Annotated in this window: 19 protein-coding genes and 2 tRNA genes; 9 read left to right on the plus strand and 12 right to left on the minus strand. The window is 68.0% G+C overall.

Annotated elements, in window-relative coordinates; genetic code table 11:
- Window positions 1–143: 143 nt before the first annotated feature.
- Both NGM06_RS06725 and gnd read right to left on the minus strand, forming a co-directional pair.
- Window positions 144–968: an ATP-grasp domain-containing protein gene (locus NGM06_RS06725; protein ID WP_254269537.1), complete on the minus strand. Its 825-nt coding sequence runs from the start codon at window positions 966–968 to the stop codon at window positions 144–146.
- Between the two features lie 125 nt (window positions 969–1,093).
- Entirely contained in the window at window positions 1,094–1,999 is a 906-nt protein-coding gene (gene gnd, locus NGM06_RS06730) for a phosphogluconate dehydrogenase (NAD(+)-dependent, decarboxylating) (protein ID WP_254269538.1), read from the minus strand.
- Window positions 2,000–2,236: 237 nt separating this feature from the next.
- Between gnd and NGM06_RS06735 the strand changes: the two genes are divergently transcribed.
- The 3 genes from NGM06_RS06735 to NGM06_RS06745 all read left to right on the plus strand — a co-directional run bounded on the left by NGM06_RS06735 (window position 2,237) and on the right by NGM06_RS06745 (window position 6,885).
- Window positions 2,237–4,861 carry a valine--tRNA ligase gene (locus NGM06_RS06735; RefSeq protein ID WP_254269539.1) on the plus strand — a complete coding sequence of 875 codons (2,625 nt, stop codon included), beginning with the start codon at window positions 2,237–2,239 and terminating at the stop codon, window positions 4,859–4,861.
- A gap of 91 nt (window positions 4,862–4,952) precedes the next feature.
- Window positions 4,953–5,711, plus strand: coding sequence for a proteasome assembly chaperone family protein (locus NGM06_RS06740; protein ID WP_254269540.1), 759 nt, complete (start codon window positions 4,953–4,955; stop codon window positions 5,709–5,711).
- 76 nt (window positions 5,712–5,787) lie between these two features.
- Window positions 5,788–6,885: an aminopeptidase gene (locus NGM06_RS06745; RefSeq protein ID WP_254269541.1), complete on the plus strand. Its 1,098-nt coding sequence runs from the start codon at window positions 5,788–5,790 to the stop codon at window positions 6,883–6,885.
- Window positions 6,886–7,243: 358 nt separating this feature from the next.
- Here NGM06_RS06745 and NGM06_RS06750 read toward each other — a convergent pair whose 3' ends face one another.
- Both NGM06_RS06750 and NGM06_RS06755 read right to left on the minus strand, forming a co-directional pair.
- Complete coding sequence (locus NGM06_RS06750; protein WP_254269542.1) at window positions 7,244–8,221, minus strand: M48 family metalloprotease; 978 nt, start codon at window positions 8,219–8,221, stop codon at window positions 7,244–7,246.
- 44 nt (window positions 8,222–8,265) lie between these two features.
- Window positions 8,266–8,445, minus strand: coding sequence for a hypothetical protein (locus NGM06_RS06755; RefSeq protein WP_254269543.1), 180 nt, complete (start codon window positions 8,443–8,445; stop codon window positions 8,266–8,268).
- Between the two features lie 79 nt (window positions 8,446–8,524).
- On the opposite strand from NGM06_RS06755, the gene NGM06_RS06760 reads away from it, so the two are divergent.
- On the plus strand, window positions 8,525–8,983 hold the full coding sequence (locus NGM06_RS06760) for a hypothetical protein (protein ID WP_254269544.1): 459 nt from the start codon (window positions 8,525–8,527) through the stop codon (window positions 8,981–8,983).
- On the opposite strand, the gene NGM06_RS06765 is transcribed toward NGM06_RS06760, so the two are convergent.
- The 3 genes from NGM06_RS06765 to cca all read right to left on the minus strand — a co-directional run bounded on the left by NGM06_RS06765 (window position 8,984) and on the right by cca (window position 12,588).
- A complete protein-coding gene (locus NGM06_RS06765; RefSeq protein ID WP_254269545.1) occupies window positions 8,984–10,009 on the minus strand; it encodes a matrixin family metalloprotease in 1,026 nt (341 codons plus the stop codon). It lies immediately after the preceding gene.
- Between the two features lie 53 nt (window positions 10,010–10,062).
- Window positions 10,063–10,998 (minus strand): cation diffusion facilitator family transporter, encoded by a 936-nt coding sequence (locus NGM06_RS06770; protein ID WP_254269546.1) that lies wholly within the window; start codon window positions 10,996–10,998, stop codon window positions 10,063–10,065.
- Window positions 10,999–11,145: 147 nt separating this feature from the next.
- The gene (cca, locus tag NGM06_RS06775; RefSeq protein WP_254269547.1) at window positions 11,146–12,588 is read right to left on the minus strand and encodes a CCA tRNA nucleotidyltransferase; all 1,443 of its coding nucleotides are present in this window, start codon (window positions 12,586–12,588) and stop codon (window positions 11,146–11,148) included.
- A gap of 164 nt (window positions 12,589–12,752) precedes the next feature.
- On the opposite strand from cca, the gene NGM06_RS06780 reads away from it, so the two are divergent.
- Together NGM06_RS06780 and NGM06_RS06785 are read left to right on the plus strand one after the other, a co-directional pair.
- Window positions 12,753–12,825, plus strand: a tRNA-Asn gene (locus NGM06_RS06780).
- 347 nt (window positions 12,826–13,172) lie between these two features.
- Window positions 13,173–13,278 (plus strand) — tRNA-Ile (locus NGM06_RS06785).
- Window positions 13,279–13,499: 221 nt separating this feature from the next.
- On the opposite strand, the gene NGM06_RS06790 is transcribed toward NGM06_RS06785, so the two are convergent.
- Complete coding sequence (locus tag NGM06_RS06790) at window positions 13,500–16,571, minus strand: PAS domain-containing sensor histidine kinase (RefSeq protein WP_254269548.1); 3,072 nt, start codon at window positions 16,569–16,571, stop codon at window positions 13,500–13,502.
- A 213-nt stretch (window positions 16,572–16,784) separates the two neighbouring features.
- Window positions 16,785–17,264 (minus strand): FlaD/FlaE family flagellar protein, encoded by a 480-nt coding sequence (locus NGM06_RS06795; RefSeq protein WP_254269549.1) that lies wholly within the window; start codon window positions 17,262–17,264, stop codon window positions 16,785–16,787.
- 377 nt (window positions 17,265–17,641) lie between these two features.
- On the opposite strand from NGM06_RS06795, the gene NGM06_RS06800 reads away from it, so the two are divergent.
- Complete coding sequence (locus NGM06_RS06800) at window positions 17,642–18,022, plus strand: hypothetical protein (RefSeq protein ID WP_254269550.1); 381 nt, start codon at window positions 17,642–17,644, stop codon at window positions 18,020–18,022.
- A 53-nt stretch (window positions 18,023–18,075) separates the two neighbouring features.
- Here NGM06_RS06800 and NGM06_RS06805 read toward each other — a convergent pair whose 3' ends face one another.
- Window positions 18,076–19,386 carry a PGF-CTERM sorting domain-containing protein gene (locus NGM06_RS06805; protein WP_254269551.1) on the minus strand — a complete coding sequence of 437 codons (1,311 nt, stop codon included), beginning with the start codon at window positions 19,384–19,386 and terminating at the stop codon, window positions 18,076–18,078.
- 130 nt (window positions 19,387–19,516) lie between these two features.
- Window positions 19,517–20,470 carry a bifunctional 2-dehydro-3-deoxygluconokinase/2-dehydro-3-deoxygalactonokinase gene (kdgK1, locus tag NGM06_RS06810; protein ID WP_254269552.1) on the minus strand — a complete coding sequence of 318 codons (954 nt, stop codon included), beginning with the start codon at window positions 20,468–20,470 and terminating at the stop codon, window positions 19,517–19,519.
- 133 nt (window positions 20,471–20,603) lie between these two features.
- Here kdgK1 and NGM06_RS06815 point away from each other — a divergent pair, with 133 nt between their 5' ends.
- Together NGM06_RS06815 and NGM06_RS06820 are read left to right on the plus strand one after the other, a co-directional pair.
- Entirely contained in the window at window positions 20,604–21,356 is a 753-nt protein-coding gene (locus tag NGM06_RS06815; protein ID WP_254269553.1) for an SIR2 family NAD-dependent protein deacylase, read from the plus strand.
- Window positions 21,357–21,448: 92 nt separating this feature from the next.
- Window positions 21,449–22,732 carry an O-acetylhomoserine aminocarboxypropyltransferase/cysteine synthase family protein gene (locus NGM06_RS06820; protein ID WP_254269554.1) on the plus strand — a complete coding sequence of 428 codons (1,284 nt, stop codon included), beginning with the start codon at window positions 21,449–21,451 and terminating at the stop codon, window positions 22,730–22,732.
- A gap of 12 nt (window positions 22,733–22,744) precedes the next feature.
- Here the strand turns inward: NGM06_RS06820 and mutL are convergent, their stop codons facing one another.
- The gene (mutL, locus tag NGM06_RS06825) at window positions 22,745–24,931 is read right to left on the minus strand and encodes a DNA mismatch repair endonuclease MutL (RefSeq protein WP_254269555.1); all 2,187 of its coding nucleotides are present in this window, start codon (window positions 24,929–24,931) and stop codon (window positions 22,745–22,747) included.
- Between the last annotated feature and the right edge of the window lie 178 nt (window positions 24,932–25,109).

The raw sequence follows: 25,109 nt of genomic DNA on the forward strand, positions 1-25,109 counted from the left end.
TTTTGCTGTGATTCTCGACCCTCGACGCCTCCATCGAGCAGTACGAGGTCGGCGGACGAGCGCTCGTGGAGAAGTATCCGGTGCTGGAGTGCGTCCTCGGATAGTCTGCTTTCTTCGTTCTCCGAACTAGACCGCGACCCGCGTCACCACCACCGGTCGCTCGACCCGTCGGCGGATTCGGGCCGTACGTCCCACAGCGCGGCGGAGTGGAGTTCGGTCGGGCCGAACGGCTCGAAGTCACCCTGACCGCACATGTCCCACCACCGTTCTTCTCGGCGATTCCAGTAGACGCCGTTGAAGTTGAACTCGGCGCAGTACCAGTCCCCGCGGGTGTCGAGGACGAAGTCGACGCCCCACGTCGCCTCGTCGAACGCCGCGGCGATTCGCTCGGCGTACCGGCGCGGCGTCGCGAACGACGCGTCGTGGAGGAGCGGTTCGAGGTAGTCGTACCGGCCTGCACAGACCATCGAATCCACGACGGAGGTGTCCGCAACGCTACCGGTGGTCTCGCAGGGCGTCCGGCCGATTACCTCGCCGCCGTCCACGAAGAACCGGACCGAGGGGTGACACGAGTGAGTCGGAAACCGACAGAAATCGAGGTCCAACCACTCCCGGACGACGAGACCTCCGCCGTGGGGCCAGCCCTGCTCGTCGTTCTGATTCAGGAGTGACTCGACTGTCCGGTCCACGGTCTCGGGGTCGGGACGCGAGACGAACGACCCTTCGCGCAGTCGGACCGTCGCGGCCTTGAACTGCGTCCGGACGAACGCGCGGTGGAGGTCGTTGTCGCGCATGAACGCCAGAATCGCGTCGGTGTCCCACTGGTAGCCGTCGTCGGTCGGTTCGAGGGCCACGAACGTCGTCCGAGGCACCGGCACGTCGAGCGACCGGAGGCGCGGCCAGTAGTAGTCGACCCGTCCGCGCTCGTCCGCGAAGTCGCTGAAGAAGAGGGAGACGGGCGACGGCATACTCCTCCCGTTCGCGTCGGACGCCTATCAAGGTAGCGCGGGTGTGAGTGCCGGTGGCACCGCTGGGACCGGACCGCCAAACGGAACGGGAAATCGCACTCGGAGCGACGGAACTCTGGCTACTGTTACTTCTCGCGCCGCGCCACCTCGTGCCGACCGAACCCGTACCGCAGTCGGTTGGCCAGACGACGGGAGAACCGCCCGTCCTCGCGCGCCCGAGAGCCGAACCGCTCGCCCAGCGCCTGATAGATGAGCGGTACCGGAACCTCCTGCTCCAGCGCCTCCTGCACCGTCCACGTGCCCGTCGAGCCACCGGCCACGTAGTCGTCCACGTCGCCGAGGTCGGTGCCCTCCTCGCGGAACGCCTCCTCGCAGAGTTCCAGCAGCCACGACCGGATGACCGCGCCGTTGTTCCACGTCCGGGCGACCGCTTCGAGGTCGAGGTCGTACCGACCGTTCGCCAGCAGTTCGAAGCCCTCGCCGTAGGCCTGCATCAGCGCGTACTCGACGCCGTTGTGGACCATCTTGACGTAGTGGCCCGACCCGGCGGGACCCATCCGGTCGTGGCCTGCCGGTCCGGTCGCCACCGCGTCGAAGACCGGCGTTAGCTCCTCGTAGGCCCACTCCGGGCCGCCGACCATCAGCGAGAAGCCGAGTTCGGCCCCGGCGGGACCGCCGGAAGTGCCGCAGTCGAGGTACGCCGCCGGGGTCTCCTCGGCCCGGCGCGTCGAGTCCTCGAAGTGGGAGTTGCCGCCGTCCACGACCACGTCGTCGTCGGTCAGGTGCGGTCCGAGGTCGTCGAGCGCGGCGTCCACGGGTTCGCCCGCCGGCACCATCAGCCAGATGCGCTTCTCGTCGCCGAGTCGCTCGGCGAGGTCCACCACGGAGTCGGCGGGGGTCGCGCCCGCCTCGGCGGCCGACGCCACCGCCTCCTCGTCCAAGTCGAAGGCCACAACGTCGTGGCCAGCGTCGAGTACCCGGTCTACGACGATGCGGCCCATCCGGCCCAGTCCGATGACGCCCAGTTGCATGGGAGAGCGTGCGGGGAGGTTGCAGGTAGGGGTTGCGGTTCTACTCGGGCGGACGCGGGGACTGCAGACCGACTGTGGCGCGTGGAAAGGTCCGCACAGACGAGAACCTTTATCACTACCCGTCCACTCGGTTTTCGTATGAGGCTGACTGCGTCGGTAGTACGTTGAACTGTCCAGCGCAGCGGCGCGTCTTTCTGATTGGACTACTCCCCCGACAGAGTCAGCTATACCCACACCATGACTGACGTTCCCGACAGCTACGACCCCGAGCGAGTCGAACCGAAGTGGCAGGAAGAGTGGCGCGGTTCAGAGATTTACAACCCCGACGGCGAACCCGACTACGTCGTGGACACGCCGCCGCCGTACCCGACCGGCCAGCTCCACCTCGGCCACGCGCTCGGGTGGAGTTACATGGACTTCGCGGCCCGATTCCACCGACTCATCGGCGACGACGTGCTGTTCCCGCAGGGCTGGGACTGTCACGGCCTGCCGACCGAAGTGAAGGTCGAGGAGGAGGAGGACATCCACCGGACCGACGTGCCCCGCGAGGAGTTCCGGGACCTCTGCGTCGAGTACACCGAGCGCCGCATCGACGGGATGAGGGAGACGATGCAGTCGCTCGGCTTCTCGCAGGACTGGTCGGCCGAGTACCGGACGATGGACGCCGACTACTGGGAGAAGACCCAGCGGTCGTTCGTCGAGATGTCCGCTGGCGACGAAGAGGAGAGTTACGTCTACCGCGACGAACACCCGGTCAACTGGTGTCCGCGCTGTGAGACGGCCATCGCCGACGCGGAGGTCGAGAACATCGACCGCGAGGGGACGCTCCACTACGTCACCTTCCCCGGCGTGGACAACGACGACATCGAAATCGCGACCACCCGACCGGAACTGCTGGCGGCCTGCGTCGGCATGGCCGTGGACCCCGACGACGAGCGCTACGAGGGTCGCATCGGCGACACCTTCGAGGTCCCCCTGTTCGGCCAAGAGGTCGAACTCCTCGCCGACGACGACGTTGACGGCGACTTCGGGACCGGCGCGGTGATGATATGCACGTTCGGCGACAAGCAGGACGTGGACTGGTGGGCCGAGCACGACCTCGACCTCCGCTCGGTCTTCACCGAGGACGGGCGCCTCAACGAACTCGCGGGCGAGTACGAGGGCCTGACCATCGAGGAGGCCAAGGCGCTCGTCGCCGACGACCTCGAAGAAGCGGGCTACCTCGAAGACACCGAACCCACCGACCAGTCGGTCGGCGCGTGCTGGCGGTGTGACACGCCCATCGAAATCCTGAGCAAGGAACAGTGGTTCGTGGAGGTCCGGCAGGACGAGATTCTGGAGAAGGCCGAGCAGGTCGAGTGGATTCCGGACCACATGTACGACCGCCTCGAAGACTGGACCGAGGGGATGGAGTGGGACTGGGTCATCTCCCGCCAGCGCGTGTTCGCCACGCCCATCCCGGCGTGGTTCTGCCGCGAGTGCGGCCACGCCCACGTCGCGGACGTCTCGGAACTGCCGCTCGACCCGACCGAGACCGACCCCGCGGTCGATTCGTGCCCCGAGTGCGGCGCGGACGACTGGGAGGGCGAGACCGACGTGATGGACACGTGGATGGACTCGTCCATCTCGCCCCTGCACGTTCAGGGCTGGCCCGACGCGGAGTTCACGCCGACGACGCTCCGCGAGCAGGGTCACGACATCATCCGAACGTGGGCGTTCTACACCCTCCTGCGGGTCACGGCGCTCGAAGACGAGATTCCGTGGGAGGAGTCGCTGGTCAACGGGATGGTGTTCGGCGACGACGGCCACAAGATGAGCAAGTCCCGCGGCAACGCGGTCGGTCCCGAGGAAGCCATCGAGGAGTACAGCGCCGACTCGGTCCGCCAAGCCCTCGCGCTCGGCGGCCAACCCGGTAGCGACATCCAGTTCCAGTGGAAGGAGGTCAAGTCGGCCTCCCGGTTCCTCACCAAGTTCTGGAACATCTTCCAGTTCTCGGCCGAACACTTCGACGAGGAGACGCCCGACATCGCGGCCCCGGCGTACCGCGACGCCGACGAGTGGATTCTGTCGAAACTCTCCCGAACCGCCGAGGCGGTCGAGGCCGACATGGAGGCGTACCGCTTCGACGCGGCGCTCCGCAAACTCCGGGAGTTCGTCTGGAACGACCTCGCCGACGACTACCTCGAACTCGTCAAGGGTCGCCTCTACGAGGGCCGCCCCGGCGAGCGCGACGCCGCCCGCCACGCGCTCTACACCGCGGTCTCGGCGTCGGTCCGGATGCTCGCGCCGTTCTCGCCCCACTTTGCCGACGAGGTGTACCACCACCTCCCCGGCACCGAGGGAAGTGTCCACACCGCGGACTGGCCCGCGGTCGAGTTCGCCGACGATGAGGCCGAGCGCAAGGGCGACCTCATCGCGGAGGTCGCCAGCGAGATTCGGGCGTGGAAGTCCGACGCGGGGATGGCGCTCAACGCCGACCTCGACCGCGTCGAGGTGTACTCCGAGCAGGGTCGCGGATGGGACACCTACGACCTGAGCGAAGCGGTCAGCGCACCGGTCTACCCCGAGGAGGGGCAACCGAACGTCGAACTCGTCCCGGTCGGCGTGGACCCCGACCACAGCGTCATCGGACCGCAGTTCCGCGACGAGGCCGGGCAGGTCGTCGCCGCGCTAGAGTCGGCGGACTTCACCCAACTCGAGAACCAGAAGAAGATAGAGGGCGAGATAACGCTGACGGTGAACGGCGAGGAGGTCACTATCGACGGTGACGCCGTGGAAATCGAGAAGGAGTACCGCGCCGAGAGCGGCGAAGAGGTCGAAGTGCTGGAGACCGAGCAGGCGACCGTGCTGGTCTTCGCCTGATAGCGGTTCTGCGTCCCTCGAACGGTGGCCGATTTTTCCGACGCGTGCGCCGGACCTAGAGTTACGGTTCGGCGCGTGGTACCCGACCGAGATGCCGAGAACGCACGCCAACGCTCGTTTCGAACGACGCACGGAGGTCACCGCCGAGTCGCCGACGCTCATCGTCGGAATGCCCGAGAACGGAGTCGTCGGGAGCATCGCGGTCGAGCAGATAACCGAGCAGCTAGAACTCCAACACGAGGGGAACATCGTCTCCGAGACGTTCCCGCCGGTGGCCACGTTCGGGGAGGGACGGGTGCGCGACCTGGTCCGGGTGTACGCCGGTACCGACCCCGACGTCGTGGTCCCTCACTGCGACATCGCCCTGTCGCCGCAGGCGAACGCCGACCTCGCGGCCTGCGTCGTGAACGACCTCGCGGCGGACTACGATCGGGCCATCGTCCTCGCGGCCGTTCCCGCTCAGACCGAGGAGCAGGTCGGCGAGGTCACCGGCGTCGTCACGTCGGAGGCGGCCGAGAACGAACTTCGGACGGCGGGCGTCGAACTCGACTCCAGTGTCGGATTTATCGGCGGGGCCAGCGGCGCGGTCCTGAACGATTGCTACCACGCCAGCGTGCCCACGACGGCGCTCATCGTGAAGGCTCACCCGTTTCTGCCCGACCCGCAGGCGGCGAAGGCAGTCATCGAGAAGGCGCTGGAACCGCTGGTCGATTTCGACATCGACACCAAGCGGTTAGACGAGCAGGCCGACGAGATTCGTCGCCGGATGGAGCAAGTCGCCCAGCACTTCGAGAGCGTGCAGTCGGGCGGAGAGCAGTACTTGGGCGAAGACACTTCGATGTACCAGTAGCGGGGACGCGCCGCCGGGACTCTGGGACGGGGAACCGTCGCCGTTTTCACTCCGACGCGCCAAGCGAAACTAACCCATGGACCAGCGAATTCACGACCACGCCGAGGTTCTCGTGGACTGGAGCGCCCGAGTCGAGGACGGCGACGACGTGGTGGTGCGCGTGGACGAAGGCGCGCACGACCTCGCGGTCGCCGTCGCCGAGAAACTCGGCGAGCGCGGCACGAACGTCCTCCCCGTCTACGGGTCCGACGAGGTGGAGTCGGCGTTCGTCCGAGGCCACGACGGCGACTTCGATCAGGACCCCGACTTCGAGGTGGCGATGCTCGAACGCGCGGACGCGGTGCTGTCGCTCAGGGGCCAGCACAACACCGCCGCAAAAGCCGCCGCGTCGGGCGAGAAGCGCTCGGCGTACAAGAAGTCCCGGACCGCCATCAAGGCCCGCCAGATGGACACCGACTGGGTCTCGACGCTGCACCCGACGCGCGCTCACGCCCAGAACGCGGGCATGGGCTACGAGGGGTACAAGGACTTCGTGTACGACGCCGTCCTCCGGGACTGGGAGAGCCTCGCCGACGAGATGGCGAACCTCAAGGACCTGCTCGACGAGGGGAGCGAGGTCCGACTGGTCAAGGAGGGCACCGACCTCACGATGTCCATCGAGAACCGCACCACGGTCAACAGCGCCGCGTCGGTCGCGTACGACTCGCACAACCTCCCGAGCGGCGAGGTGTTCACCGCGCCGGAGGCCACCGAGGGCGAGGTGTACTTCGACGTGCCGATGACCCACGACGGCGCGCGAATCCGTGACGTTCACCTCGCCTTCGAGAACGGTGAGGTCGTGGACTGGTCGGCCGAAGTCGGCGAGGGGGCGCTCGAAGACATCCTGACGACCGACGAGGGTGCCCGCAGACTCGGGGAACTCGGCATCGGGATGAACCGCGGCATCGACCGCTTCACCGACAGCATCCTCTTCGACGAGAAGATGGGCGACACGGTCCACCTCGCGGTCGGCCGCGCGTACTCCTCGTGCCTGCCGGAGGGCGAGGAGGGCAACCAGAGCGCGGTCCACGTGGACATGATTACCGACGTGAGCGAGGACTCCCGGATGGAAATCGACGGCGAGGTCGTCCAGCGGAACGGCACGTTCCTGTGGGAAGACGGCTTCGAGGGCTGACCGTCCGCCTTTTGGTGCAGATTTTACGAGTGAGCGAGGCGAGCGGCGAAGCCGTGAGCCGAGCGACCGAGATAAAAGGTGCGCGCAGGTCGTCCAGCGGAACGGCACGTTCCTGTGGGAAGACGGCTTCGAGGGCTGACCGTCCGCTTTTTGGTGCAGATTTTACGAGTGAGCGAGGCGAGCGGCGAAGCCGTGAGCCGAAGCGGGGAGCGAAGCGACTCGCGGAGGAGTAGGGCGGTCTTTTTCATCGACGTTTTTGTGAGGAGAGTCGCCTCCGGCGACTCGACGAAGAAAAACGTCGGACGCGGAGGTTCCGGAGTGAAGACGGATTCGGGGGCTGATTTTCGAGGCGTCGTAGTCACGTCTCGCCGACTGACCCGGCGATTCGCTCGATGCGCTTCTGGACCGGCGGGTGCGTCGCGAGGACGCGCTGCCGGAGTCGGACGAGCAACGGACGCGTCTCGCCAGCCCAGTACTCCGAGTCGGCCGCCACGCTCGGCGGACGGACGATGGAGAAGGCGTCCGCCGGGGACGCGGTCCGCGGGTCGTCGGTCGGCGCGGTCGTCGCCGGGTCCGAGAGCGTCCGGAGCGCCGAGGCCAGCGCGCCGGGGTCCCCGGTCGCCGCGACCGCGGCCGCGTCGGCGGCGTACTCCCGCTGTCGGGCGAACACCGACACCAGCGGTCTGCTCGCGGCCCAGAAGAACCCGCCGACGATGTCGTAGAGCGTGACGTTCGTCGGCCGGTACTGTCCCGGCAGTTCGACGCCGGGGTCGTATGTCAGAATCGAGTGGGCCACCATGGAGGGTGCCGAGACGAGCGTGCAGACGGCGGCGTCCCTGTTGGCGACGTGTGCGAGTTCGTGGGCGACGACCGCGTCGAGTTCCGTCGGGGAGAGCGCCGAGAGGACGCTCTCCGAGACCACCAGCGTGGTCCGACGAGGTGTCAGCCCGGAGACCGAGACGTGGGGCGCGTCGGTCTCGACCACGCGTATCGTCGGCTCGGGAACGTCGAAGTGGCTCGCGAACCGGCGGACGCGCGGGGCGAGTCGGTCGCGCTCACCGTCGGTCGGTTCGCGCGCGTCGAACTGCCGCCGCACGAGCGAGTCCGTCCGCCGGAGTTCGCGGACCGACAGGGCGAGGAAGGCGACGACTCCGACGACGACGCCGAGACCGAGACTGAGTTCCCACGGGTTCTGGATACCCGCTTCTGGCCGGGTGAGGAACGACGCGACCAGCAGTATCGACGCCGCGACGGTCGTACAGAGAAGCGCGAGACTCACGGCGAGCAGGCCGAGAACCGCGACGCCCATCCGGAGTTGGAGGTCGAACCGACTCACTGTTGTCGCATCGTTGACGTCGAACCGCCCTAAAGGTTCGTCCCTCAGTCGGAGCGAACGGTGAAGTAGACCGCGGCGACGACCGCGAGCAACGCGAAACCGAGCGCGACCGGGTTCGAGTCACCGCCGAACCGCCACCCGAAGACGACGTACCCGACGACCGCCACCGCGGCCGCGAGGACGCCCAGCAGTGTCGCCGTTCTCGATTCGTTTCTCGCGACCATACGCCGACGAACGGTTCGATTTCTGAAAAGTGTACCGACCGGGCAGGTGCTTTACCGGTTCGCAGGTCGAACCCCCACCGTGGACAGAGACGCCATCTTCGTCGGTGCTGGCGTGGACGCCGTAATTGCAGTCGTCGCCGCGACGATGGCGCTCCCCGAGCGGGTGCGCTGGCCCGCCTTCGCCGGGGTCCTCGCGGGTGGACTCTTCGGCGGCTATCTCGCCGGACGACTCGCCGCCGGGTCGTGGCGACGCCGCACCCGCCACGGTCTGCTCGCCGGAGTCGGCGGCGGCGCGGCGTTCGCGCTCGCGGTCCGGTGGTCGTTCGAACCGGGCACGCCGCCCGGCGCGCTCCGGCCCGCGAACTACCTGCTGGCGACCGCGGCGGGGTGGCTCCCGTCGGGGTTCACCGCTCGCTACGACGCCCTCCTCGGGGTCGCGGCCGCGCTGGCGTTCGGGGTCCTCTACGCCGTCGAGGGCGCGCTCGCGGCCGGGGCCGCACCCGGCGGCGACGCGGACGTTCTCGCGGTTCGCGAGTGACTACTCCGATTCCCACCACTCGCTCCTGCGGTCGTCGTACGTCGCGTCCCGGAAGGGCGCGGGCCAGTCGGAATCGTTCTCGAACCCGAACCCGTAGCCCAGCCAGTAGCCGACGTGCCAGCCCACGGCCTCGGTGTCGATGTCGCCGAGCGTGATTCGGAGGCTGTCGTAGCGTTCGAGCGCACCGTCGCTGTCCGGGTCGACGCCGCGGACCCGACCGCAGGACCCGGTGTCGCCGCTCCGACAGGGGAGGTCGTCGGCGAGCGACACGACCACCTCGGCCTCGCTCCGGTTCGCCACGAACTCGAACGAGACTCTCTCGGGGACGGTTCCGTTAGCTCCCCGGGCGTAGTAGTCGAGGGCGTGGCGGACCTGCTCGCGGACCGCGGCGGGGTCGTCGGTGGCGTTCGCGCCGAGGTACACGGTGAAGTTGGCGTCGGTCCACGGGAGTCGTCGCTCGGTGGCGTTCGGCCGCGGTAGCGAGGTCAGCGGCGACGACGGAGCCATGACCGACTGCGGACCGGCCGAGTGGTTCAACCCCAGCGTGTGACCGAGTTCGTGTTTCAGGATGAGCCGCGTCGATTCGTTGGAGTAGGACCCGACGACCTCGATGGATATCGGCCGGGAGACCTGCCCGCGGTGGTTCACGTAGGGCGCACACCCGGCCGGGTCGGTGACGTTGGCGCACCCCTCGATGTTCTCGACGAACTCGACCACGATGTCGGGATTCGATGCGTTCGGTTCCAGTCGGTAGTCGATAGAGAACCCGGCGAAGCGCGTGCTGTTGTTCGCCCAGAAGTCGAGGGCGTCGGAGACCAGCGGCCGGAAGTTCCGCGATTCGTTCGCAGTGTTGTCGATAGCTACCGTCAACTCCCTCTCCCCCCACGGATTCGGCCGGTCCGGCGCTTGCTCGGACGTGAGCGCCCGTTGGTCGGCCGAACCCCCAGTTTCCGCCCCGTTGTCGGGTGCCTCGGTCGCGCACCCGGCAAGTACGAGGAGGGCAGCGACGAACAGTGTTCGCCACATCAGCAATCACGACAACGTTCTCGCGTATCAAGGTTTGCCGTCGAACCGAGAGGCTAACTCCGGTCATCGACTGCGTAACAGTCGAAGTCCGCGACGTGGGAGTAGGATTCGGACTCTATCTGGAGGGTCGCGTGGTCGATATCGAACGCCCGACCCAACTCGCCGCGACACTCCGACAGGACCGAGTCCGGGTCGGTGCCCTCCGCCACGACGACGTGCGCCGAGAGCGCGTAGTCGGTCGAGTTCAGCGCCCAGACGTGGACGTCGTGAGTCTCGACCACTCCGGGAAGGTCTTCGAGGTAGCGGGCCACCTCCGCGAGTTCGACCTCGCTCGGGGTCCCCTGCAGGAGGATGTTCAGGCTGTCGGCGAGCAGGTCCTTCGCCGAGTAGAGGACGAGACCTGCCACGAGGACCGCGAACAGCGGGTCCAACACCAGTAGGTCGGTGTAGTAGAGCGCGACGCCGACCGCGATTGCGGCGACGCTCCCGAGGGCGTCGGCCAGCAGGTGGAGGAACGCCCCCTCGACGTTCAGCATCTCGCGCTTCCCCCGAAGCACCCACGCCGCCGCGAGGTTCGCCGCGAGTCCCAGCAGGCCCACGCCGACCACGACCAGCGGTCGAACCGCCTGCGGGTCCCGGAACCGGCCGAGCGCGTCGTAGACGATGTACGCCACCGTCGCCAGCAGGAAGACCCCGTTGAGGAACGCGCCCACGACCTCGGCACGCTGGTAGCCGTAGGTGCGCTTGGCGTCGGCGGGCCGGGCCGCGACCCACGCCGCCAACAGCGCGAGTCCGAGGCTGGCGCTGTCGGTGAGCATGTGGACCGCGTCGGCCAGCAGCGTCAGCGAGTCGGCGTAGAGCGCGCCGAGGAGTTCCACGACGAGGAACGTCGTGTTGATGGTCAGCGCCAGCGCGAGCGCCCGGAGCGGGGCGTCGGCGGCGTGGTCGGCGTGGCCGCTGTCGCCGCCGTGGGTCTGGTTGCGTGCCATCTGTCGGGTCGTGGCGAAGTACGGCGTCCGTGGCCTTGGGTCTCGTGGCGAGTGTCGTCCGAAACCGGGCGTAGTCTCGTGCTGTCCCGCCCGGTTTTCACTGATACAGCGAGTGAGGACGCTCCGACGGTGCCGCCCCGACGCCGGTCAGGGTTCCGGGTCGAAGAACTCGGCCAACTCCGCGCCGAACTCCGCGGCGAGTTCGCCGACCTCCTCTCCGACGAGCAGGTCGTAGCCGTCGGCCAGCGCCGACTCGACGTGGACACCCAGCGCCACGTCGAAGATGTCGTCGCTCTCCAGAAACGCCGCGGCCGTCTCGAACTCCCGGTCGCGCTCCACGACGTAGCGGTCGCCGTCGATGAACGGTCCGTACGGCGGCCCGGACCGCGCGGCCGTCTCACTGTCTCCGGAGTCGTCGGCGTCCTGCGACGCGGTCGCAGGGCCCGATGAACTCCGTTCATCGGCGTACTTCCCGTAGAACCCCTCGGCGTGCTGGCGGACGTGGACCGGCGGCCCCTCGTGGCGTTCGACCGCCGGGCGCTCGGCCACCGCCAACTCGACGAAGAGGACCGCCGACTCGTCGGCGAACGTCGCGGCCCGGAGCGCGTCGAACCCCCGGCGGTCCAACTCCTCGCGCACTCCGGACACCGACTTTCGGAGTTGGGGGTACAACTGGTCCTCGACCACGTCGGGCGCGTCGAATCGGAGCGCGACGGGGGTCGTCCCGCGCGCCCGGACGTGGTCGCGCACCTCGTCCGCGGAGAGGGGGTCGGTCGGGTCCGGGAAGAACAGGTCCTCGCGGGGGCGTTCCAGCAACTCTCGGGCGTAGTGCTGGAGGCGCGCGACGTTCTCGGGGGCGCAGACCGCCGCCACGTTGCGCTCGGGGTCGGTCGGGTCGATTACGACGAGCGGGTCGTCGAACTCGGCCTGCCCGTGGTTCTCGGGGTCGAACCGGACCGGCGGGTGCCAGTCGTCCGCGGCCGCCTCGACCGTCTCCCGGAACCCGCCGTATTCGAGGACGAGCAGTTCGGTCAGGTAGCCGGAGAACCCCCGCGTGCGGAGGTCGCTCCCGTAGGCTCCGATGCCCTTGAGGAACTGCTTGAACAGGCGCACCTCCCCGGCGAGGTCCGCGTCGATGCGCTCGTCGAGGTACTCGTTGTGGAACGGGGTCCGGTCCACCGCCGACCGGATGTCGGTCGCCGAGTCGAGGCGGTAGCACGGGACGAGGTCCACGTCGAAGCCGTCGTACTCGCCGGTCACGTAGGGATGTTCGGCGTACTCCTCGCGGCCCTCCGGCAGGACGGCGTGGCCCACTCGGAGACCGTAAGATTCCAACTCCTCGCGGTCCGCGTCGGCGGGGAACCGGACGAACAGGTCGATGTCGCGGTCGCCGCTTATCCACGTCCCGCGGGCAGTGCTCCCGACCTGAATCACGTCGCCCGACACCGGGAGGTCCGCGATGGCCTCCTCGGCGCGTTCGGTCAGCGCCGCCACTGCCTCGCGCATGCGCTGGCGCTCGCGGTCGCCGGGGTCGATTCGGTCGCCAATCGCGGCGACCACCGCCTCGAAGTCGTCGTCCTCGCCGGTCATACCCGTGGATTCTCGGCCCTCGGTCGAAAACGTGTCGTCTCGTCGCGCCGGGTCTCCGCGGCGGGTGAACCGCGGCCCAATCGCCGTGTGAACGCATCACGGCGTCAGGGCGAAAGCGAAAGCCCTATCAAATAACTCCCGCATATGCACGAATGCAGCAGGAAGCCGTCGTAGCTCAGTTGGTAGAGCGCCACGCTGTTAACGTGGTGGTCCCAGGTTCGAGTCCTGGCGACGGCGCTACTTTCTCGCGGACATCGAGCGAGGAGTTTTATCTCCGAGCGATCTCTGGCCGCGAGTAATAGCGTTTCCTCGACAGACTCGAGCAGGCGAGTCGCAAGCCCGGAAGCGCAACGCAGTGAGCATCCCGGACCGTCTCGGCTGCTCGAGTCCTGGCGACGGTCGAAAATCGCCCTGCGATTTTCGAGCCAATCAGAACGCTCCGCGTTCTGATGACGGCGCTACTTTCTCGCGGGGAACAACGCCGACGAGTGGCGTCTCGTCTCCGGACGCGCCGATTGGATTCCCGGGATATCGTCGTCACAAACCGAAGTGGTTTAAAGAATCGACGCGTTACCTACAACCGAGGGCCTGTAGCTAAGTCTGGTAAAGCACCCGGCTCATACTGGCGGCTGGGACATCCAGCGTCATGGGACACCGGGCGATTCCTTGGTTCGAATCCGAGCGGGCCCACTTTCTGCCGACGCAACTCACGAGCGCCGCGTAGCGTGCGCGAGGTCCACCGCGTCGGCGAACGGACGACCGAGAATACGAACCCAGCGAGTCGCACGCCCGCGCAGCGACGGTCGGAGCGAGCAGGAACGTCTCGCTCCGGTTCCGAATCCGAGCGGGTCCACTTTCTGCCGACGCAACCGACGAGCGCCGCGTAGCGTGCGCGAGGCGCATCGCGAACGTTACTCGTCGGGCGTCTCGACGCCGGTGAACTCGAAGCGCGCGCCGCCCGACTCGCCCTCGGTGATTTCGCAGTCCCAGTCGTGGGCGTCCACCAACTGTTCGACCACCGCGAGACCGAACCCGACGCCGACGTTGCTGGTCGAGTACCCGGGTTCGAACACCGACTCGCGCTCGTCTTCGGGGATGCCCGGCCCGTCGTCTTCGACGTAGAAGCCGTCCGGGAGACTCCCGACTCGGACCGTCGCGTCCGGTCCGCCGTGTTCGGCCGCGTTCCGGAAGAGGTTCTCCAGCAGTTGGCGCAGGCGCGAGGGGTCGGCCCGAATCTCGCGGTCGGTCTCGACCGAGAGCGTCCCGTCGGGGTCGAGGTCCGCCCACCACTCGCGGGCCGCGTCGCCGAGGTTCAGCGGTTCGGTCGTGTCCACCGACCCGCCGCGGCGCGTGACCACGAGCAGCGTGTCTATCATCTCCTCGATGCGGTCCAAGGCGCGCTCGACCTCCCGGAACGCCGACGCGTCGTCGTCTTCGCCGAGCGCGTTCTCGACGCCCGTATCGAGGTAAATCTGCGCTATCTCCAGCGGGTTGCGGAGTTCGTGGGCGAGCATGCTGGCGAAGGCGTCGAGTCGCTCGTTCTGCGCTTCGAGTTCACGCTCGTGTTCCCGGCGTTCGCGCTCTCGCTCGACGCGGTCCAGCGCGGCCTCCGTGGTGGCCGCCAGCAGGTCGGCGAGTTCCCTGTCGTCGGCGTCGAACGCGCCGACCTCCTCGGAGACGACCGCGAGGACGCCGTGGTCGCCGAGCGGAATCCAGATACCGCTCCGGAGCGGCGTGTCGTCGCGGTACGTCAGGTCGGTCTCGGCCACGTCGTCGAACGTGATGGTCTCGCCTCCGTCGAACGCCCGCCACGTGATGGCGTCGTCGCCCGGACCGAACGTCGGGAGGTCGCCGAACATGTCGGCGACGTGGTCCGAGACCGCACACGGGACCAGTTCCGGCGTCTCGTCGTCGTACAGGTAGATTCCGGCACCCCGTATGCCCAAGACGTCGGTGGTGGTCTGGAGGACGGCCTCGCAGACCTCGTCGGCGGTCTCGAGTCCGAGGAGTTCCCGACTCGACTCGTGGAGCGCGGTCAGGGTCTGCTCGAACCGCACTCGCTCGGTGATGTCGCGCACGACGCCGGTCCGGGCGAACGCCTCGTCGTCGTACCGATACGGACCGAACCGGGTCTCGACCGGGACCGTGCCACCGTCCTTGGTCTGGAGTTCGAGTTCCAGCGTCGCACTGCCCATCTCGTCGGTGACCGCGTCGGTCATCTCGGCGGCCTCCTCGTTGATTCGCTCGCTGTGAAGGACCGTCGCGTGTTCGCCGAGGATTTCCTCGCGGTCGTAACCCGTCATCTCGCAGAAGGCGTCGTTGACCATCACGAACCGCTCGTCGGAGTCGAGAGCGTACACGCCGTCGCCGACCGTCTCCACGATGGTCTCGTAGCGTTCGAGTTCGCGCTCGCGCTCGGTTCTGTCCGTCACGTCCCGAAGCACGCCGATTCGTTCGTAGTCGCCCTCAGACCCGTCGTCCGCCGGTCTGACCACGAACGTCACCTCGACGTGAACCGTGTCCCCGTCGGCGGTCTCTAGGTCGTGTTCGACGGTCGCCGCGGACCGCTCGCCCGCGACGAGTTCCCGGTGTCGCTGGTCGACCGCTCGCTCGATTTCGTCGTCGTAGAATATCGAGGGGGAGACCTCCCGGAGTTCCTCGAAATCGTAGCCGGTTATCTCCTCGAACGCGGAGTTGACCATCGAGAACGTCCCGTCGGGACCGACGACGTAGATACCGTCGTTCACCGTCTCCACGATGGTCTCGTAGCGTTCGAGTTCGCGTTCGCGCTCCTTGCGCTCGGTCACGTCCCGGAAGTACACCGACAGGCCGGTCTCCGAGGGGTAGGCCCGCACCTCGAACCACGTCGAGAGCGGCGGGTAGTACTCCACGAACGAGACCGGTTCCTGAGTCTCCATGGCTCGCTCGTACTCGTACTGGAACGTCGTGTCCACGGCCTCGGAGAACACGTCCCAGACGTTCTTCCCGACCAGTTCCGCCTCGCTCTGCAGGAGCAGTTGCTCGGCTTCGTCGTTGACGTAGGTGAAGTTCCAGTCGGTGTCCAACGCGAAGAACGCGTCGGCGATGCGGGTGAACACCTCCGAGAGTTCGGTTTCGAGTTCGTCGCGGCGCTGTTCGAGTTCGTACTGGCTCTTCTTGAGTTCGGTGATGTCCTCGGCCGCGGTGACGACCCGCTCGATTTCGCCGTCGTCACGCACCGGGGCCGAACTGACCGAGAGGTGGACCCGCTTGCCCGACGGTTGCTCCACGATGACCTCCTCGTTGCAGACGGGGTCGCCGGTCTCGAAGGCGCGACTGACGGGGTACTCGTCCTTCGACAGTCGGTTGCCCTCCGTGTCGTAGACCTTCCAGTCGTCGCCGTCGGCGTCTTCCACGTCGTAGGGGAGGCTGTCGTCCCCGACGCCGACCAGTTCGGCCGCTCGCTCGTTCGCCCGCAACAGTTCGCCGTCGGCGTCTCGCACGGCCAACGCCGTCGGACTCGTGTCGAATATCTCCGCGACCAGCGCCTCCTCCTCGCGGAGTCGCTCGCTGGACGCGTCCGCGTCGGGCGCTTCGCGGACGAACCCCGTGAACAGCGACCGGCCGTCGCTCTCATGAGCGAACCCCGAGACGGAGAGCCGCGTCTCGGTCCCGTCGGCGGTCAGCAACGTCACCTCGTAGTTCTCGTCGTCGAAGGGCGTCCCGCTCTCGCCGCCGACGTGGCGCTCGAACCAACCGGCGTATCGCTCCCGGAGGCGTTCGGGGACGAACTCGACGAACTGCTCGCCTCGCATCTCCGTCGGGGCGTAGCCGAGGAGGTTCTCGACCGCCGGGTTCGCGTAGACGATGGTCCCGTCGGCGTCGGCGGTGAGAACCGCGTCGGTCGCCGCCGCGACCATCCCGTCGAAGAACCCGTCGCCGAACTCCGGCGGCGCTTCCGACGGTCGTTCGCCGTCCTCTTCGGGACTCTCTTCGGCTTCCATTGGTGGTTATAAGGACTGATGGATGAATAGTGTGGCGCTCGCACCGGGGTTCGCGGGTGACTCCTCGCACGAAAATCTACGCTCGGTCGCTCCGACTTCCGGCGGTACGGAAACCGATGTCCCGTCTCGGGCGTCGATTTCGCCGGGGTCCTCGAACGACGCGACGAGCGATTCGACTGGTGCCCAGCGTAGCGGACCGAGAACAGCGCGACCTCACACCGACGCCAGACGGGCGATGTACACCAGACTCAGCACGTGGTCGTCCACGTCGAGGTCGGCCGGGCCGGGCTTGTCGGGGTCGAAGCTATCGACTTCGGAGAACCCTCGCATGTACTCCCGGAGGTTCTCGCGGACCCGCGCGGTTATCCAGCCGACCTCCTCGTAGTATTCGAGCGCGTTGCCCGTGTTCTCGAACCCGGCCTTGTTGATGAGCAGGTCGAGCCACTCGAAGACGACGACCTCGGTGCTGTACTGGTTCGGCAGGGCTTCGAGGTACGGTCGCTCGGGGAGCACCCCCGCGGCCGAGAACTGGCTCTGGAGGCGGACGAGTTCGTCGCGCTCGCTGTGGCGCAACACCTCCTCGGGCGACGCGGGCAACTCCGCGTCGTCTTCGAACTCCTCGGGGGTCTCCCGGTTCGGGTCCGCGAGGCGACGCAGTTCGCGCAGGTCGTAATCTCCGGTCGTCGTCGGCATAGTAGTCGGGTACGTTCGGGTAACTCACACCGACCATTTAAGTTTTCTTGCCCTTCCGCTGACTGACAGAACGGAAGTCGTCGTTCGAATCGCGACCCGTTCGGGTCTCGCGACCGGTGTCTGCCAGCAGTATCGCGGTCAAACGGCGGTATTCGTACTCCGAGCCGTTTCCACCGCTATTTCTCGACTTCCGATCGTAGCAGCGTCGGTCACCGCTTCGTTCCGTCTCCCAGCAGCCACGTTCCGTTTTGCGCGCAGGTAAATTGACTGATGGAGGACAGGTCCGAAGAACGGACGCCGAACCGACACGACTTCGGGAGACCGAGCGGACCCAAGTAGCCGCAACCTATTCGTATCTGAGCGCCGAACTATCTCCCATGGCAATCGTAGAAATAAATCTGAAGAAACCCGCTCTCGTCGAGGAGTACCGCTACCCGGGCGAGACCTCCGAGGGAACGCAGTCGTCCGCTACCCACTCGTCTTCCGACTCGAAATCGACCTCCGACTCGAAGTCGTCCGGCGACGGGAAGGGGAAACTGCTCGGCCTGCTCGCGCTCGTGGCCGCGGTCGGCGTCCTCGTCTGGAAGCGCAAGAGCGGCGGCAGCGGCGGAGAGTCCGAGGAGGAGTACGAACACGGCCCCGAACCCGAAATCGGCGGCGACGAGAGCGGCGGCCCGACGCGCAAGGTCGCCAGCGCCCTCGGTCTGGTGGTCGCCGTCGCGACGCTCGGTGCGGCCGTCCGAAAGCGCCGCCGGTAACGCCCTCCTTTTTCGAAATATCGGACTGCAAAACGAGAAGAGCTATCGCCTGACTACCGACTCCGCGCGAACAGGGCGGCCGCCGCCAGTGCGACGACCGCGGTCACGGCGGTGAATCCGGGGACGGTCGCGCCGTTGTCCGTCTCGTCGTCCGCGACCGTCGTGGTGTTCGTCTCGTCGGTGGTCTGGCTATCCTCGGTCGTCTCGGCGCCGTCGGTGGTCTGACTGTCGTCGGTCGTCTGAGTGTCGTCCGCGGTCTGTCCGTCGTCGGTCGTCTCCGCGGTCGTCGTCTCGTCGGACGACGCCGACTGCATCGAGACCGTGCGCTCCGAGAAGTGGTTGACCGCGACCAGCACGTCCGCGCTGGCGTCGGCCGACGCGCTCCCCTCGCTCTGGACCAGATAGCGCGACTGGTCGCTCCCGACCGCGCTCTTCAGTTGACTGTAGGTCGCGGCCTCGACCGCGGCCTCGCCGTCCACGGTCACCGACACGCCCTCCGAGGCGTTCACGACCCTCTCGGAGACGCTGGTGACGAGGACGGTCCCCTCGTGGGTCGTCCGCTCGACCGCGAGCGTGACCGTCCCTTCGGCGGTCTGCTCGGTCTCGACCGTGGTGTTCTCGTCGTAGCTCACGGTGTCCACGACGACGTCGCCGCTCGCGCCGTCGCCGTCGCTCGCGTTCTCGGCCATCACGTAGGCCTCGGCCTTCGCGTCGCCCTCGGCGATGAGCGTCTCCTGCTCGTCGTCGCTCTCGTCCTTCCCCTCGGGGTACGACCGGAAGACGAGTCGGCCGTCCTCGCCGAGGTGGGCGGTCACGTCGCCGTCGTCGTTGACGGTGACGTTCCCCTCGCCGACGACGAGGAAGGTGCCTTCGGTCCCGTTCTCGGTCGTCACTTCGACCTGCGACTCGCTCTTGGCGGAGGCGTTCGCGCCCGCCGAGAGGTTGGCGACCGCGTAGTTGGACTCGTTCGATTCGACGACGAGGACGCCGTGTCCGTTGTCGTGGGCGGTCACGGTCGCGCCGCTCTCGGCCCGGACGCGGGCCTCGGTCTTCGTCGTCGCGCCGACGCTGAGGCCCGCGCCGTCGATTCGAGTCACGGCCGACAGCGAGGCCCCGACGTCGACGAGACCGCCGCTCTCGACGTCGCTGGCGGACTGGACCTTCAGGGAGTCGAACATCGTCTCGCCGTGGACCGCGTAGTCGGTCACGGCGCTGTTCTCGGCGTCGAACGAGACGTGCGTTCCGGCGTACGCTTGCCCGGACGCCTGTGTCGCGTTGGTGGAGGCGGTGCTACCTGCGAGTGCTGCGGGGGCGATACTCGCCGTCACGACGAGTACCAGCAGTACGGTCGCTACTCGTTTCATGGCGGTTCGCCCTGAATCAGCAGTCCGTTATACGTCTTCTGGCCTCGTGAAAATCGCGTGACGGGAGCGGTCTCAACCGATGAACGACTCCGTACATCGACCGCCGAACCTGTCCGCCGGAACGCCTCGGTCAGCGCGAGATTTCGCCGCCCTCCTCGGCCAGCACGGACTCGACCTCCTCGCGGGTGACGACCGCCACGTCGCCCGGAATCGTGCGCTTCAGGGCGGCGGTCGCCGACCCGTATTCGAGCGCGGTCGCCACGCCGTCGCCCGCGAGTCGCCGCGCGAGGAACGCGCCGAGGAAGGCGTCGCCGGTGCCGATGGGGTCGAGGGTGTCGGTCTCGATTGCGGACTGTTCGTACACCTCGCCGTCGTGGCGCGCCAGCGCGCCCTCTTCGCCGCGGGTGACGATTACGGTCTCGAAGTCGAACTCCTCGACCAGTCCCGCCGCGATGTCGTCGGCGTCGCCCTCTCGGCCCAGTACGTCGCGGGCGTCGCGTTCGGCGACCAGCAGGAGGTCCACGTCGGGGAACAGCGTCTCCATCGTCTCGCGGGCCTCCGCGGGGTCCCAGAGCTTCGACCGGTAGTTCACGTCGAAGGAGGTCGTCGTCCCGGCCTCCCGTGCGGCCGCGAGCAGGTCGGCCGTGGTCGATTCGAGCGTCTCCGAGAGCGCCGGCGTGATGCCGCTGGTGTGGAACCGCTCGGCCTCGCGGACGCGCTCGACGGGCAACTCCTCGGACTCGGCGGTCGTGACCGCCGCGCCCGCCCGGTCGTAGATGACGTTCGTTCCGCGCGGCTTGCCGCCGTGTTCGAGGTAGTAGGTCCCCTGTCGGCCGTCGTCGCTCCACACCACGTCCGTCTCGACGCCGTGCTGTCGCAGACTCGACACCACGCGCCGCCCGAGCGGCGAGTCGGGGAGTTTCGAGGTCCACGCCGCGCTCGCGCCGAGGCGCGAGGCCGCGACCGCGACGTTGCTCTCGGCCCCCGCCGCCCGGAGTTCGAGGTCGTCCGTCGTCTCCAGTCGCTCGCCGTCGGGCGGGGAGAGTCTGAGCATCGTCTCGCCGAAGGTCACGAGGTCGGTCATACGTCGTTCGTCGCGGGGGTGGGCCATAATTTACTCGGTCGCGGATAGCTTTCGCCTTCCGCCGTTCGAGCGGTTCGTCCCGAGCGGCCGCGCCGTCACGTCGTTTTTGTTCGACGGACTCCAACTCGCGGACATGGACCGAATCGAGGCCGCCGCCCGCGAACTCCGGGCCGCGGACACTGCGATCGCACTCACCGGCGCGGGCGTCAGCGTCCCGTCGGGTATCCCCCCGTTCCGCGGCGAGGGCGGTATCTGGAACGAGTACGACCCCGATACCTTCGACGTACACCGATTCCGGCGCGACCCCGGCGCGTTCTGGGCCGACTGGCTCGAACTCCGGGCGGACCTGTTCGACGCCAGCGTCGAACCGAACGCGGCCCACGACGCGCTGGCGGCACTCTCCGCGCGGGGCCACCTCGACGCCGTCGTCACGCAGAACATCGACGGCCTTCACGGCGACGCGGGTTCCGACGAGGTGCTGGAACTCCACGGCAACGCCCGCCGCGCGGTCTGCCAGCGGTGCGGTCGCGCGGTGCCCGCCGCCGACGTTCGAGAGCGCGTGCGAGCGGGGGAGCGACCGCCTCGGTGCGAGACCGAAGACTGCGACGGCGTGCTGAAACCCGACGCCGTGCTGTTCGGCGAGCGTCTCCCGCCCGAGGCGCTCGCCCGCGCCGAGCGGTTCGCGGCCGACAGCGAGGTGTTTCTGGTCGCCGGGTCGTCGCTGACGGTCGAACCCGCCGCGTCGCTGCCCGCGCGGGCGGCGTCGGGCGCGACCCTGATTCTGGTCAATCTGGACGAGACGCCGCTGGACGCGCGGGCCGACTACGTCTTCCGCGAGGACGTGACCGACGCACTCCCGGCGCTCCGGGACGCGGTGGTCGGGTAATCCGACCCAAATTTGCCGGAGTCGCGTCGCCCGAGCAGAAGTTGCATCTATCCGCCGACATAAGCCGGTGGTCGTCGTAGCTTCGAAGGAACATGACCGACGACCGCGGCATCCACACCGACAGCGTCCACGCGGGCCAGACGCCCGACTCCGCGACCGGAGCGCGGGCACCGCCCATCTATCAGACCACCTCGTACGTCTTCGACGACGCCGAACACGCCGCCTCGCTGTTCGCGCTCGAAGAGGAGGGCAACATCTACAGCAGACTCACCAACCCGACCAACGCCACGCTCGAAGAGCGACTCGCCACGCTCGAAGGCGGCGTCGCGGGACTCGCCACCGCCAGCGGGATGGCCGCCCTCGACCTCGCGACCTTCGTGTTGGCCGACGAGGGCGACAACGTGGTCACCGCCTCCTCGCTGTACGGCGGCACCTACACCTACTTCACCCACACCGCGCCGCGCCGCGGCGTCGAAGCGACGTTCGTGGACACGCTGGACTACGAGGCCTACGACGAGGCCATCGACGAGGACACCGCGTACGTCCACCTCGAAACCATCGGCAACCCCGCGCTTGTCACGCCCGACATCGAGCGCATCGCCGACATCGCCCACGACCACGACGTGCCCCTGTTCGTGGACAACACTTTCGCCACACCGTACCTCTGCAACCCCATCGACCACGGCGCGGACCTCGTCTGGCACTCCACGACCAAGTGGATTCACGGGAGCGGTTCGACCGTCGGCGGCGTACTCGTCGACGGCGGGACCTTCCCGTGGGAGGAGGGCGACTACCCCGAAATCGCCGACGAGAACCCGGCCTACCACGGCATCAACTTCCGAGAGACGTTCGGCGACGCCGCGTTCGCCTACGCCGCCCGCGCCCGGGGGCTCCGGGACCTCGGCAACCAGCAGTCGCCGTTCGACGCGTGGGTCACCCTCCAGAAACTGGAGTCGATGCCGCTGCGGGTCGAGCGCCACTCCGAGAACGCGCTGGAAGTCGCCGAGTACCTCGACGACCACGACGACGTGGCGTGGGTCAACTACCCGGGTCTGGAGAGCCACGAGACCCACGAGAACGCCAGCGAGTACCTCGACGGCGGCTACGGCGGGATGATAACGTTCGGACTGGAAGGAGGATACGAGACCGGGCGCGCGGTCACCGAGGAGACCGAACTCGCCAGTCTGCTCGCCAACGTCGGCGACGCCAAGACCCTCATTATCCACCCGGCCAGCACGACCCACCAGCAACTCACCGAGGAGGAGCAGTTGGCCAGCGGGACGACGCCGGACTTGGTTCGGCTCTCGGTCGGCATCGAGGACGTGGAGGACATCGTCGCGGACTTGGAGCAGGCCATCGCGGCGGCGAGTCAGTAGACGGAACCCCCGCTATTCTCCGCGCCGCCCGACGTGGCCGGGGTAGTCGCGCTCGAACCGGTCCTCTATCTCCGCCTCGCCGAACTCGATAATCACCGGGCGACCGTGCGGGCAGGCGTAGGGGTTCTCGCAGTCGTCCAGCGCCGCGAGGAGTTCCACGACCGACCCCTCCCGGAGCGAGGTGTTCCCCGTAATCGAGGGGTAACAGGCGAGGTCCGCCAGTAGGTCGTCGGCGACCGCCGCGACCGTGTCGCCCCGGTCGTCGGGGTCGGTCGAGACGAACTCGCCGAGCGCGTCCCGGAGGAGTTCGGGGTCGAGCGCGGCGTCCAGCACGGTCGGCACGGTCCGGACGACCACTCGGCGGTCGCTCTCGCCGTCGCCCTCGGCGCGCTCGGCCCGAAAGCCGAGTCGCTCCAGCGGTTCGCGGTACTCCTCGAACACCGCGGCCTCGCCCGCGGTCAGTTCGAGTTCGACCGGTTGGGCGAGCATCTGGGTGGTCGCGTCGCCTTCGAACTCCGCCTGCAGTCGCTCGTAGTTGACCCGCTCGTCGGCGGCGTGCTGGTCCACGAGCACCAGTCCCTCGGGCGTCTCGGCCGCGACGTAGGTGTCGTGGAGTTGGCCCAGAACCCGCATCCGGGGCAGGCTCTCGAACTCGGGGGCGTCGGTCGTCTCGCCCGAGAGCGTCTCGGACTCCGTGGGGGCCGAGAACTTGCGCGCGGCGTCCGCGTCGGCGGACGGGGAACTCTCGGGTACAGCATCGGTCTCCCGAGACTCGCGTTCGGGTGTGGACGACCCCGCGTCACGTCCGCCCGTAGTCCCGTCGCCCGCGTCGCTCGCCCGTGGTTTCGCCTCCCCGCTCTCGCGCTCGCTCGGGGTCGAACTCGTCCGCTCGCTGGCGGTCGAACTGCGTTCTCCGGTCTCCGGCGACCCCGCGTCGGTTCCGGCGGTTTCCGGGTCTGCCTCGGCGGTTCCGGACGTGGCCCCCGCGGCGTCGGAGGCGTCGAGCGTCGATTGTTCGCGCTCTCCATCGTCGGCCTCCGGGGTCAGTTCGGCCTGCTCGACTCCGGTGTTGTTCTCTCGGTCGCTCTCCGTCTCGGGGGCGGTCCGGCGCTCGGTCGCGCCGCCGTCGTCACGCTCGGGTTCGACGCGGGCCTCGTCGGGCGCGCTCCGGCCTCGGGGGGCCGACGACCGGACGAGTCCGTGGTCGAGCAGGGCCTCCTCGACCGCGGTCTCGACCGTCTCCTTCACGGCGCTCTCGTCGCCCCACCTGACCTCCATCTTCCGGGGGTGGACGTTCACGTCCACCTCGTCGGGGGCCACGTCGAGGAACAGGACCGCGAAGGGGTAGCGCTCGGCCGAGAGTTGGCCGCCGTATGCCGAGAGGACCGCCTCGCGCACGACCGGCGAACTCACGTACCGACCGTTGACGTAGGTGGAGACGTACTCGCGGGTGCTCCGGGTGGTCTCGGGGTCGCTGACGTAGCCCGAGACCGTGACGCCGCGGTCGGCGTCGGACCCCTCGACTGCTATCATCGACGTGGCGACCTCCCGGCCGTAGACCGACAGGAGCGCCGACTGGAGGTCGCCGCGGCCGGTCGTGGCGAACACCTCGCGGTCGTCGTGGGTCAGCGACACCGCCACGTCTGGGTTGGCCAGCGCGTAACGCGTGACGACCGTGTTGACGTGCGAGAACTCGGTGGTCGTCGTCTTGAGGTACTTCCGGCGCGCCGGGGTGTTGTAGAACAAGTCGGTGACTTCGACGGTGGTCCCTTCGGGGCACCCCGCGGGACCCACCGACTCGACCTCGCCGCCTTCCAGTCGGAGTTCGGTGCCCTCGGCCCCGCCCCGCGGTTTCGAGGTGATGGTCACCCGCGACACCGCGCCGATGGTATGGAGCGCCTCGCCTCGGAAGCCGAGGGTCGTCACGCCCGCTTCGAGGTCGTCCGCGTCCTCGATTTTGCTCGTGGTGTGTTCGCGGACCGCGGCCCGGAGGTCGGCCTCGCTCATGCCGATACCGTCGTCGCTGACCGCGATTCGCTCGGTGCCGCCCTCCTCGACCGTCACGTCGATGCGGTCGGCGTCGGCGTCGAGGCTGTTCTCGACGAGTTCCTTGACGACCGAGGCGGGTCGCTCGACGACTTCGCCCGCGGCTATCTGGCGGATGGTGGCGTCGTCCAACTGGGTGATTCGGTCGCTCACGTCTGGTCACGCTGTTGGTGGTCCGGCACCGATAAAACGTAGGGTGGTTCGAGTCGGAGACGATTCTCTCCGTTTCGGTGCAGGTGCAAACGGTAGAGCTGAGGTCGCTTCGCTCTCGAAAGCCCCCGACGGCGATTCCGTCGGTCGGCTATCGGTCGCTGAGTGTTCCGGTCCGACG

The sequence above is a fragment of the Halorussus aquaticus genome, assembly GCF_024218795.1.
In the GTDB taxonomy this organism is placed as follows: domain Archaea; phylum Halobacteriota; class Halobacteria; order Halobacteriales; family Haladaptataceae; genus Halorussus; species Halorussus aquaticus.

What these genes read in the sequence shown, in the direction of transcription:
- kdgK1 (WP_254269552.1), bottom strand. Translation starts at nt 20,470, where the DNA reads ATGACCGACCTCGTGACCTTCGGCGAGACGATGCTCAGACTCTCCCCG.
- NGM06_RS06795 (WP_254269549.1), bottom strand. Translation starts at nt 17,264, where the DNA reads ATGCCGACGACGACCGGAGATTACGACCTGCGCGAACTGCGTCGCCTC.
- NGM06_RS06805 (WP_254269551.1), bottom strand. Translation starts at nt 19,386, where the DNA reads ATGAAACGAGTAGCGACCGTACTGCTGGTACTCGTCGTGACGGCGAGT.
- NGM06_RS06820 (WP_254269554.1), top strand. Translation starts at nt 21,449, where the DNA reads ATGACCGACGACCGCGGCATCCACACCGACAGCGTCCACGCGGGCCAG.
- NGM06_RS06740 (WP_254269540.1), top strand. Translation starts at nt 4,953, where the DNA reads ATGCCGAGAACGCACGCCAACGCTCGTTTCGAACGACGCACGGAGGTC.
- NGM06_RS06725 (WP_254269537.1), bottom strand. Translation starts at nt 968, where the DNA reads ATGCCGTCGCCCGTCTCCCTCTTCTTCAGCGACTTCGCGGACGAGCGC.
- gnd (WP_254269538.1), bottom strand. Translation starts at nt 1,999, where the DNA reads ATGCAACTGGGCGTCATCGGACTGGGCCGGATGGGCCGCATCGTCGTA.
- NGM06_RS06745 (WP_254269541.1), top strand. Translation starts at nt 5,788, where the DNA reads ATGGACCAGCGAATTCACGACCACGCCGAGGTTCTCGTGGACTGGAGC.
- NGM06_RS06770 (WP_254269546.1), bottom strand. Translation starts at nt 10,998, where the DNA reads ATGGCACGCAACCAGACCCACGGCGGCGACAGCGGCCACGCCGACCAC.
- NGM06_RS06755 (WP_254269543.1), bottom strand. Translation starts at nt 8,445, where the DNA reads ATGGTCGCGAGAAACGAATCGAGAACGGCGACACTGCTGGGCGTCCTC.
- cca (WP_254269547.1), bottom strand. Translation starts at nt 12,588, where the DNA reads ATGACCGGCGAGGACGACGACTTCGAGGCGGTGGTCGCCGCGATTGGC.
- NGM06_RS06790 (WP_254269548.1), bottom strand. Translation starts at nt 16,571, where the DNA reads ATGGAAGCCGAAGAGAGTCCCGAAGAGGACGGCGAACGACCGTCGGAA.
- NGM06_RS06815 (WP_254269553.1), top strand. Translation starts at nt 20,604, where the DNA reads ATGGACCGAATCGAGGCCGCCGCCCGCGAACTCCGGGCCGCGGACACT.
- NGM06_RS06765 (WP_254269545.1), bottom strand. Translation starts at nt 10,009, where the DNA reads ATGTGGCGAACACTGTTCGTCGCTGCCCTCCTCGTACTTGCCGGGTGC.
- NGM06_RS06735 (WP_254269539.1), top strand. Translation starts at nt 2,237, where the DNA reads ATGACTGACGTTCCCGACAGCTACGACCCCGAGCGAGTCGAACCGAAG.
- NGM06_RS06800 (WP_254269550.1), top strand. Translation starts at nt 17,642, where the DNA reads ATGGCAATCGTAGAAATAAATCTGAAGAAACCCGCTCTCGTCGAGGAG.